General features: G+C 75.2%; 13 protein-coding genes. 5 read left to right on the top strand and 8 right to left on the bottom strand.

Annotation, left to right across the window (positions count from 1 at the left end; all coding sequences use genetic code 11):
• Positions 1–307 precede the first annotated feature (307 nt).
• The 5 genes from galT to V6V16_RS19460 form a co-directional block, all read right to left on the bottom strand.
• Positions 308–1,384: a galactose-1-phosphate uridylyltransferase gene (gene galT, locus V6V16_RS19480; protein WP_334564035.1), complete on the bottom strand. Its 1,077-nt coding sequence runs from the start codon at positions 1,382–1,384 to the stop codon at positions 308–310.
• A complete protein-coding gene (locus V6V16_RS19475; RefSeq protein WP_334564034.1) occupies positions 1,381–2,202 on the bottom strand; it encodes a DeoR/GlpR family DNA-binding transcription regulator in 822 nt (273 codons plus the stop codon). The genes galT and V6V16_RS19475 overlap by 4 nt, the downstream gene beginning before the upstream one ends.
• Positions 2,203–2,309: 107 nt before the next feature.
• Positions 2,310–3,839, bottom strand: coding sequence for an adenylyl-sulfate kinase (gene cysC, locus V6V16_RS19470; RefSeq protein WP_334564033.1), 1,530 nt, complete (start codon positions 3,837–3,839; stop codon positions 2,310–2,312).
• 100 nt (positions 3,840–3,939) lie between these two features.
• Positions 3,940–4,512: a DM13 domain-containing protein gene (locus V6V16_RS19465; protein ID WP_334564031.1), complete on the bottom strand. Its 573-nt coding sequence runs from the start codon at positions 4,510–4,512 to the stop codon at positions 3,940–3,942.
• A gap of 31 nt (positions 4,513–4,543) precedes the next feature.
• On the bottom strand, positions 4,544–6,091 hold the full coding sequence (locus tag V6V16_RS19460) for a glycosyltransferase family A protein (protein ID WP_334564030.1): 1,548 nt from the start codon (positions 6,089–6,091) through the stop codon (positions 4,544–4,546).
• Between the two features lie 253 nt (positions 6,092–6,344).
• Here V6V16_RS19460 and V6V16_RS19455 point away from each other — a divergent pair, with 253 nt between their 5' ends.
• From V6V16_RS19455 to V6V16_RS19435, 5 genes are all read left to right on the top strand, one after another.
• Positions 6,345–7,259 (top strand): ABC transporter ATP-binding protein, encoded by a 915-nt coding sequence (locus V6V16_RS19455; protein WP_334564029.1) that lies wholly within the window; start codon positions 6,345–6,347, stop codon positions 7,257–7,259.
• Positions 7,252–8,136 (top strand): ABC transporter permease, encoded by an 885-nt coding sequence (locus tag V6V16_RS19450; RefSeq protein ID WP_334564027.1) that lies wholly within the window; start codon positions 7,252–7,254, stop codon positions 8,134–8,136. The genes V6V16_RS19455 and V6V16_RS19450 overlap by 8 nt, the downstream gene beginning before the upstream one ends.
• Positions 8,133–9,089 carry an ABC transporter ATP-binding protein gene (locus V6V16_RS19445; protein ID WP_334564025.1) on the top strand — a complete coding sequence of 319 codons (957 nt, stop codon included), beginning with the start codon at positions 8,133–8,135 and terminating at the stop codon, positions 9,087–9,089. Before V6V16_RS19450 ends, V6V16_RS19445 begins: the two co-directional genes overlap by 4 nt.
• A gap of 4 nt (positions 9,090–9,093) precedes the next feature.
• On the top strand, positions 9,094–9,804 hold the full coding sequence (locus V6V16_RS19440) for an ABC transporter permease (protein WP_334564023.1): 711 nt from the start codon (positions 9,094–9,096) through the stop codon (positions 9,802–9,804).
• A 120-nt stretch (positions 9,805–9,924) separates the two neighbouring features.
• A complete protein-coding gene (locus V6V16_RS19435) occupies positions 9,925–10,575 on the top strand; it encodes a hypothetical protein (RefSeq protein WP_334564021.1) in 651 nt (216 codons plus the stop codon).
• A 34-nt stretch (positions 10,576–10,609) separates the two neighbouring features.
• Here V6V16_RS19435 and valS read toward each other — a convergent pair whose 3' ends face one another.
• From valS to V6V16_RS19420, 3 genes are all read right to left on the bottom strand, one after another.
• Positions 10,610–13,213 carry a valine--tRNA ligase gene (valS, locus tag V6V16_RS19430; protein ID WP_334564019.1) on the bottom strand — a complete coding sequence of 868 codons (2,604 nt, stop codon included), beginning with the start codon at positions 13,211–13,213 and terminating at the stop codon, positions 10,610–10,612.
• A gap of 141 nt (positions 13,214–13,354) precedes the next feature.
• On the bottom strand, positions 13,355–13,855 hold the full coding sequence (locus tag V6V16_RS19425; RefSeq protein ID WP_334564017.1) for a methylated-DNA--[protein]-cysteine S-methyltransferase: 501 nt from the start codon (positions 13,853–13,855) through the stop codon (positions 13,355–13,357).
• Positions 13,852–15,363: an AlkA N-terminal domain-containing protein gene (locus V6V16_RS19420; RefSeq protein WP_334564015.1), complete on the bottom strand. Its 1,512-nt coding sequence runs from the start codon at positions 15,361–15,363 to the stop codon at positions 13,852–13,854. The genes V6V16_RS19425 and V6V16_RS19420 overlap by 4 nt, the downstream gene beginning before the upstream one ends.
• Positions 15,364–15,372: the final 9 nt, after the last annotated feature.

Here is a 15,372-nt window from a genome sequence, read left to right as displayed (position 1 = left end):
CGCCGGCGGGCTCCGCCGTGCCCACCCGACCGCACCACCGGCGGCGTGTCGGCGGGTGACTCGCCGCCGGCGTCACCCGTCCCGGCGCGCCTCGTTGACCTGGGTGGACGAGATGCCAGTCGCGTTCAGGAAGGTTGACCGCGGTCGCCTCGCGGCAGGCGCGCCGATCAGCCAGCCTTCCCGGCTGTCGCGCACAGCCAGCCGTCCCTTCCCTGCGGGGGGCCCTGTCCCGGGCCCCCCGCGCCCTGTTCCGACCCCGTGCCGTTCCGGCACCACGGCCGCGGCCGTCAGGACGCGTTCCTTCGCCTCACGCGGCGCGTAGGAGCTCGGCGGCGCGCTCGGGGGCGATGTCGTTGATGAAGACACCCATCCCGGACTCCGAGCCCGCCAGGTACTTCAGCTTGTCCTTCGCGCGCCGGATGCTGAACAGCTGCAGGTGCAGGTGGCCCAGCTCGCGGTCGACGCGTACCGGCGCCTGGTGCCAGGCGGCGATGTAGGGCATCGGCAGGTCGAACAGCCCGTCGAAGCGGCGCAGCAGGTCCAGGTAGAGCGGCCCGAAGGCGTCCCGTTCGGCGTCGTCGAGCGCCGGGATGTCCGGCACCGGCCGGTGCGGGGCCACGTGCACCTCGAACGGCCAGCGGGCGGCCGCCGGGACGTACGCCGTCCAGTGCTCGTTGGCGGCCACCACCCGGTCGCCGGCCGCCCGCTCGGCGGCCAGCACGTCCGCGTAGAGGTTGCGCCCCCCGCTCCGTTCCGCGTGCCGGCGGGCGGCGGCCAGCAGCGACCGCGTCCGCGGCGTCACGAAGGGGTACGCGTAGATCTGGCCGTGCGGGTGATGCAGGGTCACGCCGATCTCCACGCCCCGGTTCTCGAAGCAGAACACCTGCTCCACCCCGGGCAGCTCGCCCAGCGCCGCAGTGCGGTCGGCCAGGGCGTCGAGGACGGTACGCACCCGGCGCGGCGGCAGGGCGGCGAACGACGCGTTGTGGTCGTCGGTGAAGCAGACCACCTCGCAGCGCCCCAGCCCCGGCCGGACCGGGGTGAACGGGGTGATCTCGGCGGGCTCGTCGGCCACCCGGCCGCTCAGCGACGGGAACCGGTTCTCGAAGACCGCGACGTCGTAGCCGGGCGCGGGGATCTCGCTCTGCCGCCCGCCGGTGCTGGGGCAGAGCGGGCACTGGTCGGCCGGCGGGAGGAAGGTGCGGGTCTGCCGGTGCACGGCGACCGCCACCCACTCGTCGGTGAGCGGGTCCAGGCGCAGCTGCGACGCGGGCGGCGGCGGGGGCAGCTCGCGCCGGTCCGGCTGGTCCCGGACGGCGTCGTCCCGCTCGTCGAAGTAGATCAGCTCGCGGCCGTCGGCCAGCGCGATCGCGGTGCGCTTCACCTCGCCATCCCCTCACCTGTCGTCAGTGTCGCCCGTCCCGCGCCCGTCGCGGGCACCACCACCAGCTCGCCCACCCGGTCGTCCAGCGACCGCCGCGCGTCCGGCGACAGCCGGTCGTCGGTGACCAGCACGTGGGCGGCGGATAGCTCAACGATCGAGGAGATCCCCACGGTTCCCCACTTGGTGTGGTCGGCGAGCACCACCAGCCGGTCGGCGGCGGCCACCAGGGCGCGGTCGGTCTCCGCCTCCATCAGGTTCGGGGTGGTGAACCCCGCCCGCTCGGTGATCCCGTGCACGCCGAGGAAGAGCAGGTCCAGGTGCAGCGACCGGATCGCGGCGACGGCCAGCGGCCCGACCAGCGCGTCCGAGGGCGTACGCACCCCGCCGGTGAGCACCACGGTCTGGTCCGGCCGGCCACCGGCGTGCAGGATCTCGGCCACCGGCAGCGAGTTGGTGACCACGGTCAGGCCCGGCACGTCGACCAGGCGGCGGGCCAGTTCGGCGGTGGTGGTGCCGGCGGAGAGGGCGATCGCCGCCCCCGGACCGACCAGCTCCGCGGCGCGCCCGGCGATGGCCGCCTTCTCCGCCAGCTGCCGCACCGACTTGGCCCGGAACCCCGGTTCGTCGGTCGACCCGGGGCCGGCGGCCGTCGCGCCGCCGTGCACCTTCGCCAGCAGGCCGCGTTCGTGCAGCGCCTCAAGGTCGCGGCGGATGGTCATGTCGGAGACGCCGAACTCCGCGGCCAGCTCGGTGACCCGCACGCCGCCCGCGGTGCGGACCCGATCCAGGATGGCCGCCTGCCGCTGCTGAGCGAGCATCCACCGCACCTCCGTGGCTTCCCGCGCACCCTCACGCGGTCGAACGTGTTCGAACAAAGCTGAACACTAGCGCGGAGGGGTGATCGGCGGAAGGAGCTGGGCGCAGATCAGATGGACTGGAGCCGGGGCTCGACCCATCCGGTCTCGGTCAGGTGGTGCAGGACGGCCTGGACGGCCTCGTCGACCGTCAGGTCGCTGGTGTCGACGACCAGGTCGGCGTCGGTCGGCTCCTCGTAGGGGTCGTCGATGCCGGTCATCCCGGTGAGCAGGCCGGCCCGGGCCCGGGCGTAGAGGCCCTTGCGGTCGCGCTGCTCGCAGACCTCCAGCGGCGTGGCCACGTGCACCAGCAGGAAGCCCGCCCCCGCGGCCAGCGCCATCTCCCGGGCGGTCGCGCGGGCCTGGGCGTACGGGGCGATCGGGCAGCAGATGCCGACGCCGTGGTGCCGCGCGATCTCGGCCGCCACCCAGCCGATCCGCCGGACGTTGAGGTCCCGGTCGGCCTTGCTGAAGCCCAGGCCGGCGGAGAGCTCGCGACGCACCACGTCCCCGTCGAGCAACGTGATCGTCCGGTCGCCCTGCTCGCGCAGCACGTCGGCCAGGCCCCGGGCGATCGTCGACTTGCCGGAGCCGGAGAGCCCGGTCAGGAAGACCACCAGCCCCCGGTGCCGTCGGGGCGGGCGGGCCCGGGCCAGCTCCTTCGCCACCGCCGGCGGGGTGTGCCACTCGGGCAGCGGGAAGCCCCGGTCCAGCAGGTCGTCGATCTCCGGCTGGGTCAGCGCCAGGCGCCGGTTGCGCGGCGGGATGTCCTCCCGCCAGCGCCACTGCCCGTCGCGGTTGTCGTAGGCCAGCTCGCGCGGCACCAGCACCCGCAGGCCGGCGCCGGAGAGCATCTCGCCGGTGGAGAGCAGGTGGGTGACGCCGTACGCCGCCGACACCCGGGCCCGCAGCAGCGCGTCGCTGATCTCGTCGCGGCGACGGGACAGCGGCACCGCGACCAGCGTGGCCGGCGGCATCCGGTCGCGGGCGGCGAAGACGCTGCGTACCAGCGTCTCCGGGGGCAGCGCGCCGGAGCCGTCCTCGCCGACCGGGATCATCACCAGCAGGTGCGCGCCGAGCGTGCGCACCGCGTGGGCGATCTGGGCGAGCTGCGGCCGGTGCAGCGGGCGGTCCGCGACCACCCCGAGCACCCGACCGGGAGGCAGCAGCGGGCGTACCTCCTCCGGGGTGCGACGCAACCGCTGGAACGGGCCGTGGCCGCCGTCGCCGAGCCGCCGGACCGCGCCCCCGACGCCGGCCACCCCGTCGCGCACCTGCCAGGCGTCGGCGACGTCGAGCGCGGCGACCGGCGCGCCCTCCCCGTCGGCCAGCACCAGGGTGCGGCGCGCCTCGTCGCGCGGGTCGAGACTCTGGGCCAGCGCCGTGGGCACCTGGAGGGTCACCGGCACCGGCCACGGGGCGCCGTCGGCGAGCCGGCCCCGGCGGCTCACCGAGACCAGGTCGGCGCGGGTCATGAAGCCGCCCAGGGGCGCGTACGCCCCGGTCAGCAACAGCTCCAGGTCGGCCAGCTCACCGGGGCGCGGCGTGTACGCCGGCGCATCCCGGAGCAGCTCGTCGGGCAGCACCCAGCCGTTGCTCATCCATCCCCCAAACCCCACTGGCCGGCACACAGTTTCTCAGCCGGTCGGCGATCGGTCGAGAGCGCCACTCCACCCCCCGCCGACGGGGGTGGCGCAGCGGTCAGCGCGGCGGGGCGAGGGGCGCCGCACCGAAGGAGACGGCGAACCGCTTGCACCAGATCGAGACGCTGGTCAGGCCGGTCAGGTCGACGTCGGCCGGGATGTCGTACGCCTGGTTGCCCCGGTTGCCCTTGAGCCGGCCCAGCTCGACCCACCGGCCGTCGTCGAAGACCCGCCAGCCGGCGGTGCCGCCGCGGACCGGCTGGTCGGTGAGCCAGACCCGCAGGTCCGGTCCGTTGGAGGTGGCGAGCCCGACCAGCTCCAGCCGGTGCCGCCCGTCGGGGGCACGGACGATCCGCGCGCTGCCCGAGGTGTCGTGCTCGTGGGTCACGAAGTCGCCCCCGCCGATCAGGACCGGACCGGCGGGGGCGGCCGGCGCGCCGCCGGGGACGGTCGTCGCGCTGGCCGCACCCGTCGGAGCCGGTGCCGCCTCGACGGTCGAGAGCGCCTCGTCGACCTCGGCGTCGGTGACCAGCTTCCAGGGTTGGAACCAGTACAGGCCGAACGCCGAGCCGACGGCGAGGACGGCGAGGACGGTCCAGGTGAGCGGCGCACGGAACAGTCGGGTGGGCATGGGGAGAGTGTGGCGTCCCGACCGCTCCCTGTCATCGGGCTCGGTGGCCGGGCCAATCCGCGTCCGTCCGGCGGGCCGCCCGGACGCCGGCCCGGGCCCGGGCGATCCGGCGCCGGATCGCCCGGTACACCCGGGGCCAGAGCGACCGCTCGTCCTCCACCACCGGGGCGGCCCCGTCGGCGGCGCAGCGCAGCAGCAGCGACAGCCCGGTGTCCTCGGTCCATCCGGCGCTCGTGACCCGGGCCTTCAACGACCAGGTGCCCTCGGCGCGGCCCGAGTTGAGGGTGGCGGCGTCGACCGTGGCGACGGCCCGGTGCACGAGGTGCCGCTCGCCCGCGGGGCCGGCCGCCCAGCGGCTGTCGGAACTGACCGGCAGGTAGACCTCCTCCTGCGTCTCCCGCCGCCGGGCGACGACCTCCAGCCTGCTGCGGCGCAGCGCGGCCGTCATGTCCCGCAGCGCCACGTCGACGTCGTCGACCGGCAGCACCAGCAGGTCCCGGTCGCCGTCCGCGGCGAAGGCCACCGGCCGGCCGGCGGCCTCCAGCCGGGCGGAGACCCCGACCGTCAGCGTCGTACCGACCTGCCGGACGCCGTCCACGGCGGCGGCGGCCCGTATCCCCGTCTCCCAATCGGCCAACCGGCGCAGGTCCGCGACGCGGCCCCGCTCCGCGAGGTGTGCCACGACCCGTTGCAGCGGCGGCAGGCCGGCCGCGACGCCGGGTGCGAAGCGCTCCCGGATCACTCCCTGGACCTCCCGCGCGACCTGCGCCACCCAGTCGTCGGGGGCGTCGAGCATCCGCTTTCCGCGCAGCCTGTTGACCATCTCGTTGCGCAGCCACCGGCGGTGCAGCCGGTCGCGCAGCGGGCCCGGCTCGGTGTGTGCGTCGACGATGTCGAGGGCCTCCCGCAGGCTGGCGAAGTACTCCGCCGGATCGAGCCGGGTGGCCGTCACGTTGCCGGCGTCGCCCCGGCGCGCGTGGTGGTAGCAGGTGTAGTCGGCGAGCACGCAGGTCCGCCGGGACAGGAGGTAGGCCCGCACCACCATGCGGTGGTCCTCCAGGCGCCGCGGCGGTCCCTCCGGGAACCGCAGCCCGTGCTCGACGAGGAACCCGCGCCGGAACAACTTGTGGCAGGTCAGGCTGTCGATCAGCGGCGAGTTGGCCAGCGTGGCGTCGAACCGGTTCTTCCGGAACAACTCGCGCGGTACGCCGCGCCCGTGCCCCGCCATCCGGCCGACCACCACGTCGGCGTCGTGCGTCCGCGCGCAGTCGTGGAGGCGTTCGAGGGCCTCGTCGCCGAGCCAGTCGTCGTCGTCGACGAAGAGCACGTACTCGCCCCGGGCGTCCTCGATCCCGAGGTTGCGTGGCCGGGACGGCCAGCCCGAGTTCTCGATGTGCAGTACCCGCAGGTGCGGATACGCGGCGGCCAGCTCGTCCAGCCGGGCGGGCGTCCCGTCGGTCGAGCCGTCGTCGACGAAGATCGCCTCGAACTGCGAGGCGGGCATGGACTGGCGCAGCAGCGAGGCCACGAGCGCCTCGATGTGCGGCCCGCTGTTGTACGCGGGTACCACCACGCTCACCCTGGGTGACGTTCCACCGGTCATGTTTCTCTCCCCCGTGTCGTCCGCCGCCCGTGGGGCACCGATCCGGCGCGGGCGGCGATCAATCGCTCTATTGTGGACGTCTTGACGGCCGTCCGGGTTGCGGGCGGATTTCCGTCGGATGCCCGGTCGCCGGGCGGCGCACCCTAGGGGGCGTGGCCAGCCAGGATCAGGGGAGGGCCGGGGGCGTGCCGCTGTCCGCGAGGGGCGGCGGCTCCCTAGGCTGTACGACGTGACACTGATAGCGACCGAGTCGCTGACCAAGACGTACGGGGGTGGGGTCACCGCGCTGGCCGACCTGACCGTCGCGGTCGAGCCGGGGATCATCGGGCTGGTCGGCGCGAACGGCGCCGGCAAGTCGACCCTGATCAAGATCCTGCTCGGCCTCCTCGCCCCGACCAGCGGTCGGGTCCGGGTGCTCGGGCTCGACCCGGCCACCGAATCCGCCCGGGTCCGCGCCCGGGTCGGCTACATGCCCGAGCACGACGCCCTGCCGCCGGACCTCTCCGCCGCCGAGCTGGTCACCCACCTCGGCCGGGTCAGCGGGCTGCCGCGCACGGTCGCCCGGGAGCGGGCCTCCGAGGCGCTGCGGCACGTCGGGCTCTACGAGGAGCGCTACCGCCCCGTCGGCGGCTACTCCACCGGCATGAAGCAGCGGGTCAAGCTCGCGCAGGCCCTGGTGCACGACCCCGACCTGCTGCTGCTCGACGAGCCGACCAACGGCCTCGACCCGGCCGGCCGGGACGCCATGCTGGCGCTGGTGCACCGCATCGGCACCGAGTTCGGCATCTCCGTGCTGGTCTGCTCGCACCTGCTCGGCGAGGTGGAGCGGATCTGCGACACGCTGGTCGCCATCGACGGCGGGCGGCTGCTGCGCGCCGACCGCATCTCCGCCATGACCTCGGCCACCGACGTGCTCGCCGTCGAGGTCAGCGAGGGTACGGAGGAGCTGGCGGCCCGGCTGGCCGTGCTCCACCTGCCGGTACGCCGCGACGGCCGGCTGCTGCTCGTCGAGCTCGTCGACGACGCCACCTACGACCTGATCCTCGGCGCGGTCGCCGAGCTGGACCTGCCGCTGCACCGGCTCGACCAGCGCCGGCACCGGGTGGCCGAACTCTTCGCCACGAGGGAGCCCAGCCATGCCTGAGCCGACCGGCGTCATCCACGACATCGGCTACCAGCGCTACACCGGCCCCCGGCTGGGCCGCCGGTCCGTCTTCGCGGCGCTCTACCTGCACGGGCTGCGGACGGCGTTCGGGCTGGGCCGCAGCGCCAAGGCCAAGATCTTTCCCTGGCTCGTGGTCGCCATCGTCACCGTGGTGGCCGCCGGGCTCACCGCGGTGCGCAGCCAGGTCGGCGAGGTGGTGATGACGTACGCCCAGTTCGCCGACAACCTGAGCTGGCTGGTCATCTTCTTCGTCGCGGTGGTCGCCCCCGAGCTGGTCTCCCGCGACCTGCGCAGCGGGGTGCTGCCGCTCTACTTCTCCCGGCCGCTGCCGCGCGGCGACTATCCGCTGGCCAAGCTGCTGTCGCTGGTGACCGCGCTCTGGCTGCTGCTCGGCGGGCCGCAGCTGCTGATGTTCCTCGGCGCCGCGTTCACCACCGGCGACGGGGTGCGCGGGGTGTGGAACGAGCTGCTCGACCTGCTGCCCGGGCTGCTCTACGCCGGGCTCTGGGCGGTGGTCTTCGCCTCGGTCGGGCTGCTGGTCGCCTCGTTCACCGGCAAGCGGGCGTTCGCCGCCGGCGGGGTCGTGGCCGTCTTCCTGATGACCACGCCGATCGTCGGCACCCTGTCGATCATGCCCTCCCAGGCGGTCAACGAGCTGGCGGGCCTCGCCTCGCCCTCCACGCTGGTGCAGGGCGTCGGCATCTGGTCCCTCGGTGAGCTGCTGGTCAGCGAGGACCGGGGCGGCGGGGAGCACATCGGCGACTTCGGCCCCGTCTACGCGATCGCCGCCGTGCTGCTCGTGGCCGGCTGCGTCGCCCTGCTGCTGCTGCGATACCGGAAGGTGGCCGCCCGATGACCACGATGAGCGCCGACCAGGCGGCGGGGACACCCACCGCCGCCAGCACCCTCGACCTCGACGGCGTCTCCCGCTGGTACGGCAACGTGGTGGCGGTCAACGACGTCAGCATGAGCCTCGGCCCGGGCGTCACCGGGCTGCTCGGCCCGAACGGTGCGGGCAAGACCACCCTGCTGCACATGATGGCCGGCTTCCTCGCCCCGTCGCGGGGAGTGGTCACCCTCGACGGCCGGCCCACCTGGCGCAACCCCGACGTCTACCGTTGGCTCGGCCTGGTCAGCGAGCGGGAGGCGGTGCACACCTTCCTCACCGCGTACGAGTTCGTGCTGGCCAGCGCGAAGCTGCACCGGCTGCCGCAGCCGGCGGAGGCGGCCCGCCGGGCGATCGCCCTGGTGGAGATGGAGGGCGCGCAGGACCGCCGGATCGGCACGTACTCCAAGGGCATGCGGCAGCGCGCCCGGGTGGCCGCGGCACTGGTGCACGAGCCGCAGGTGCTGCTGCTCGACGAGCCGTTCAACGGGATGGACCCGCGCCAGCGGCTGCACATGATGGAGCTGCTGCACCGACTCGGCGACGCCGGGCGCACCATCCTGTTCAGCTCGCACATCCTGGAGGAGGTCGAGCAGGTCTCCGGCACCGTCCAGGTGATGGTCGCCGGCCGGCTGGCCGCCTCCGGCGACTTCCGTACGATCCGCCGGCTGATGACCAACCGGCCGCACGTCTTCGCGGTGAACTCCACCGACGACCGGGCGCTCGCCGTGGCGCTGATGGCCGAGGCGTCGGTGAGCGGGGTCGAGCTGGGCCGTGCCGGCCTGACCGTGCGGGCCGGCGACTACGGCGCGTTCACCCGCGTCCTGCCGAAGATCGCCCTGGAGAAGGGCATCCGGGTGCGGCAGCTGGTGCCCGAGGACGAGTCCCTGGAGAGCGTCTTCTCCTACCTGGTGGAGGCCTGAGCCCATGTCTACCGTTTCCTGGATCACCGTGCGGGGCCTGTTCGGCCGGCGTCGGTTCCTGCTCCTGCTGCCGCTGCCCGTGGTGCTGGTGCTGCTCGCCGTGCTCTCCCGCGCGCTCGGGGTCGACCCCGGCGAGTGGGGGCAGCCGGTGCTGGTCGGTCTCGGCCTGGCCGTGGTGCTGCCGGTGGTCGCCCTGATCGTCGGCACCGGCGTGCTCGGGGCCGAGATCGACGACGGCACGGTCGTGCACATCCTGACCAAGCCGCTGCCGCGCTGGCAGATCGTGCTGCCCAAGCTGGGCGTGGCCGCCGGCGTCACGGCGGTCACCGTCGCCGTGCCGCTCTACGTCGCGGGGGTGCTGGCCGAGTCCGTCCGCCTCGGCCTGGGCTTCGCCGCCGCGGCGGCGGTCGGCGCGCTGGCGTACTCGGCGTTGTTCGTGGCGCTCAGCCTGGTCACCCGGCGGCCGGTGCTGCTCGGCCTGGTCTACGTGCTCATCTGGGAGGGGCTGCTCGGCAACGTCGTCGCCGGCACCCAGGTGCTCTCCATCCAGCAGTACGTGATCGCCCTCGCCGACCGGCTGGCCCCCACCGGGCTGCTGGAGAGCAGCGTGTCGGTGCCGATGGCGGCGGTGATGAGCGTGCTGATCACCGTGGGCTTCACCGCGCTGGCCATCGACCGGCTCCGCTCCTTCAGCGTGGCCGGCGAGACGAGCTGACCGGGCGCCGCCCCCCGGCCGGCCGGTCGGGCGGCGCCCCGGGTGGCGGGTGCGGGCCGGCCGGTGGATGGTAGGGCTGCCCGGATCGACCGGACCGGGCGCCCGGGGCAGGCTGAGGGCGTGAGCGCGGAGACGGGGCTGATGATGTCGCGGGAGTCCTATCCGGGCGCCGGCCGGCACTGGATGGTCAGCCTGGCGGTGGCCGGCCTGGCGGCGGCGGCGACCACCACGGCCGCGCAGTCCACCGGTCACTTCCACTGGTGGGCGGGGTTCGTGCTGATTCCCGGCGCGCTGGTCGCCGCCACCGGCGGGCCGCTGCTGGCCCGGGGCGGCGGGCGTGCCTTCGCCGGCTACGTGGTCGCCTGCCTCGGGGCGATCGTGTTCGCCGTCGGGGCGCTGCTGATGTTCGGCGTCGTCGGTCGGGGCTGGCCCCTGATGGTCGTCCTGCCCTGCCTGGCGGTCGCCGGCACCTACCACTGGCGGCTGGTCCACCCGCTGGCCCGGGGGCTGCACCGGGCGGTCTCCCTGCTGGCGCTGGCCGGCGCCCTGCTGCTCGGCGGGACGCTCCAGCTGATCCGCGTCGGCCTGGTCGACGTCGGGGCCGCCACGATGTGGGGGGCGTTCCTGATGCTGGCGGGCGTGATCGTGCTGGGCAACGCGGTGGAGCTGACCCGGCACCGGATGCCGTACCGGCTCCAGGCGATCACGCTGCTGGCCGGCCCGGCGGTGGTCGCCTTCCTGCTCGGCCTGCGCCTCCTGCGCGGCTGGTGACCCGCCGCCCGACGGGGACGGCGGGTCGGGCCGCTCAGAAGGCGCAGGCGATCACGAGTTCGGGGGTGCGGTCGGGGAGCAGGTCGAGCTTGCCGATGCGGCCGGCCGCCCGCAGGTCGTCGGCGACCGCGCCGAGCTGCTCCAGCAGGGCCGCCGGACCCAGCGCCTCGGCCAGCGGCACCTCCGCCCGCATCGACAGCTTCCGCTCGGACTTGGCCCGGCGGACCTGGCCGAGCGCCTCGCCGGCCAGCCGCAGCAGCTCCGGCCGGCCGGCCTCCGTGACCGCCCGGTCCACCTCGTACGTCGTGGGCCAGGTGGCGCGGTGCACCGAGCCGTACCGCCACCACGACCACACCTCCTCGGTCGCGTACGGCAGCACCGGGGCGAACAGCCGCAGCTGCACCGAGAGCGCGGTGGCCAGCGCCGCCCGGGCGGAGTCCGCCCCCGGCCCGGAGCCGTAGGCGCGCTCCTTCACCAACTCGATGTAGTCGTCGCAGAACCGCCAGAAGAAGCCCTCGGCGACCTGCAACGCCGCCGTGTGGTCGTACGCCTCCAACGCGGACGTCGCGGCGGCGACCACGCCGGAGAGCTCGGCGAGCATGGCCCGGTCCAGCGGCTCGGTGGCCGACGCCCGCAGCGCGGCGGCGGCGCCCAGCCCGAGGGCGAACTTCGACGCGTTCAGCAGCTTGGTCGCCAGCCGCCGGCCGACCTTGATCTGGGCCGGATCGAAGGCGAGGTCCATGCCGGGCCTGCCGTTCGCCGCCCAGTACCGGACCGCGTCGGAGCCGTGCTGCTCCAGCAGCGCCATCGGGGTGACCACGTTCCCCTTGGACTTGGACATCTTCTTGCGGTCCGGGTCGAGGATCCAGCCGGAGAGCACCGTGTCCCGCCAGGGCAGCACCCCGTGCTCCAGGTGCGAACGGACGACCGTGGAGAAGAGCCAGGTACGGATGATCTCCTGGCCCTGCGGGCGGAGGTCCATCGGGAAGACCGCGGCGAACAGCTCCGGGTCCGTCTCCCACCCGCCGGCGATCTGCGGGGTCAGCGACGAGGTGGCCCAGGTGTCGAGCACGTCGGGGTCGCCGACGAAGCCGCCCGGCCGGCCCCGCTGCGACTCCTCGAACCCGGGCGGGGCCTCGCCGGACGGATCGACCGGCAGCGCGGACTCCTCCGGCGTGAGAGGGTGGGACCAGTCCGGCTCGCCAGCGTCGTCGAGCCGGTACCACACCGGCACCGGCACGCCGAAGAAGCGTTGCCGACTGACCAGCCAGTCACCGGTCAGGCCACCCACCCAGTGCTCGTAGCGGTGCCGCATGTGCCCCGGCACCCAGCGCAGCTCCCCGCCCCGGGCCAGCAGCTCGTCGCGCAGCCCCGCGTCGCGCCCGCCGTTGCGCAGGTACCACTGCCGGGTCGAGACGATCTCCAGCGGCCGGTCGCCGCGTTCGTAGAACTTCACCGGGTGGGTGATCGGTCGCGGCTCGCCGACCAGGTCGCCGGCCTCGGCCAGCAGCCCCACCAGCGTGCGCCGGGCGGCGTTGAGGCTCTGCCCGGCCAGCGCGGCGTAGGGCGCGGCGGGCACGCCGGCCGGCGCCTCCGGCAGCAGCCGCCCGTCGCGGCCGACCACCACCCGGGTGTCCAGGCGAAGCTCCCGCCACCAGGTGACGTCGGTCAGGTCGCCGAAGGTGCAGACCATCGCGACGCCCGTGCCCTTCGCCGGGTCCGCCAGCGGGTGCGCCAGCACCGGCACCTCGACCCCGAAGACCGGCGTACGCGCGGTGCCGCCGACCAGGCCCGCGTGGCGCTCGTCGTCGGGGTGGCAGACCAGCGCCACGCACGCCGGCAGCAGCTCCGGGCGGGTGGTGTCGACGAGCACCTCGCGCCCGCCCGGCCCGGCGAAGCGCAGCCGGTGGTACGCCCCGGGCCGCTCCCGGTCCTCCAGTTCCGCCTGCGCGACGGCGGTGCCGAAGCCGACGTCCCAGAGCGTGGGGGCCTCCGCCTGGTACGCCTCGCCCCGGGCCAGGTTGCGCAGGAACGCCCGCTGCGAGGTCGCCCGGGCCGCCCGGCCGATCGTGGTGTAGGTCAGCGACCAGTCCACGGAGAGCCCGAGCCGCCGCCAGAGCGCCTCGAAGACCTGCTCGTCCTCGGCCGTCAACCGCTCGCACAGCTCGATGAAGTTGCGCCGGGAGATGGGCGTCGGGTCCCGGCGGGCGGCGTCGCCCACCGGGGCGTCGGGGGCCCGCCAGTCCGGGTCGTACGGCAGCGTGGGGTCGCAGCGCACGCCGTGGACGTTCTGCACCCGGCGCTCGGTGGGCAGCCCGTTGTCGTCCCAGCCCATCGGGTAGAAGACCGTCCGCCCGCGCATCCGCTGGAACCGGGCCACCACGTCGGTGTGCGTGTACGAGAAGACGTGCCCCATGTGCAGCTCGCCCGAGACGGTCGGCGGCGGGGTGTCGACGGCGTACACGTTCGACCCGCGGCGGTCCCGGCCCGGCGCGTCCGACGCCGCGGCGGTCGCCTTCGCCCGGTCGAACGCGTACGTGCCCTCCTCCTGCCAGCGGCGCGCCCAGGTCGCCTCCAGCCCGTCCAGGGTCGGACGTTCGGGCACGCCGGCGCGGGCCGTCCTAGCGGTGTCGGTCATCCGTCGATCGTAGGCAGCCGCCGAGGGCCGGACCACGGGTTAACCGCCGGGGGCCGGCGCGTCGGACGCCCGGCGGGGTCATCCGGGCGACCGGGCCGCCCGCCGCGCGGCCGACGGCGCCCGCCCCGGTGACGGTTGTCGTCATCGCCGCTCGTGCCCGAGAAGCCACCTCTTCACGTCCAGCCCCCAGCGGTAGCCGCCGAGCGTCCCGTCGGTGCGCAGCACCCGGTGGCAGGGGACGAAGAGGGCGACCGCGTTGCGGGCGCAGGCCGCCGCGGCGGCGCGTACGGCGACGGGGCGGCCGGCCAGCCCGGCGAATCCGGTGTAGGTGACCGGATCGCCGGGCTTCACCTCGCGCAGCACCTGCCACGCGTGCGCCATGAACGCGCCCCGCGTGTGCTGCCGCACCGGCACGGCGTCGATGGCGGTCAGTTCGCCGTCGAGGTAGGCCGCCACGGCGGCGGTCAGCGGCCCGAGCTCGGCGCGGGGGCGTAGCGGCGCCCGCAGCGTCGGGTGCACGAGGGGGAGCAGGCTCTCCGGGGTGCCGGTGAAGCCCGCCGCCCGGACCGCCCCGTCGGGGCCGGCCACGATGCTGAGCGGCCCGGCGGGGGTGTCGATCACGGTGCTGTCGTTCATGCTCATGCTGCTCTCCAGAGTCGGACCACCGCGTACGAGCGCCAGGGGCGCCAGCGGTCGGCGTACGTGTCGAGGGTCTTCGGGTCGTCGGGCAGGCCCAGGGCGGCGGCGCCCCGGCGCACCGCGAGGTCGGTGGGGAGCAGGACGTCCGGGTCGCCGAGGGCGCGCATCGCGACGTAGCCGGCGCTCCACGGCCCGATTCCCGGCAGCGCCAGCAGCCGCCGGACGGTCTCCTCGCGGTCGCCGCCGGGGGCCAGGTCGAGCGACCCGTCGGCGACGGCCCGCGCCAGGGCGCGGATGCTCTCCCGCCGTCCCGCCGGCATCCCGAACACCCCGTCCGGCACCGCGAGCACCTCCTCGGCGGTGGGAAAACCGCGCAGCCAGGTGCCCGTCGCCTCCGCGGCCGGTCGGCCGAGCGGCTCGCGCTCCCGGGGGCGGTCGCCGGCCGCCTCCACCCGGTCGGGCCCGGGTCCGGGCGGGCGCAGGTGGGTGGCAAGGCGGGTGAGGGTGGTGCGGGCCGACCGGACGGAGACCTGCTGGCCGACGACCGCGCGCAGGGCCATCTCGAAGCCGTCGACCGAGCGGGGGAGCCGGATTCCCGGCTCCGCCGCGACCGCGCCGGCGAGGGCCGGGTCGGCGGCGAGGGTGCCGTCGACGGCGGTCGGGTCGGCGTCGAGGTCGAGCAGGCGGCGGCAGCGGGCCACCGCGGGCGCCAGGTCGCGCATGTCGGTCAGCCGCAGCGTCGCCGCCACGTGCCCGTCCGCCGGGGTCAGGGCCGCCTCGCCCGGGCCGTGCGGCAGCCGCAGGCCCCGGCGGTACGTCCCGTCGCGCACCTCCTCGACGCCGGGCAGCGCGCGCAGCGCGAGGAAGTCCAGCAGCGCGCCCGCGTGCAGCGGCGGGCGGTACGCGAGCCGCAGCGTGATCGTGCCCGCCCCGCCCGGCGCCGCCCGCCGCCCCCGGGCGGTGCGCAGCTCGGAGGGGGCCGTCCCGAACACCTCGCGGACCGTGTCGTTGAACTGCCGGACGCTGCCGAAGCCGGCGGCGAAGGCGATCTCCGCCATGCCGAGGCCGGTGGTCTCGATCAGGGTGCGGGCGGTCTGCGCGCGCTGTGCCCGGGCCAGGGCCAGGGGACCGGCGCCCATCTCCGCCCGGAGCATCCGGTGCAGGTGCCGCTCGGTGTAGCCGAGCCGGGCGGCCAGCCCCGGGATGCCGTCGCGGTCGACGACCCCGTCGGCGATCAGCCGCATGGCCCGGCCGACCACGTCCCCCCGGACGTCCCACTGCGGTGAGCCCGGGGCGGCGTCCGGCCGGCAGCGCCGGCAGGCCCGCAGGCCGGCCGTCTGGGCGGCGGCGGCCGAGGGGAAGAACCGGACGTTCTGCCGCTTCGGCGTCATCGCCGGGCAGGACGGCCGGCAGTAGATCCCGGTCGACGTCACGCCGGTGTAGAACCACCCGTCGAACCGCTGGTCGCGGCTGTCGACGGCCCGGTAGCACCGCTCGAAGTCCAACTCCACGCCACCGAT

The organism is Micromonospora sp. CPCC 205561, from assembly GCF_036906775.1.
Classification (GTDB): domain Bacteria; phylum Actinomycetota; class Actinomycetes; order Mycobacteriales; family Micromonosporaceae; genus Micromonospora.
Note: the sequence above shows the minus strand (reverse complement) of the source record. Positions and strands in the feature narration are given on the sequence as shown.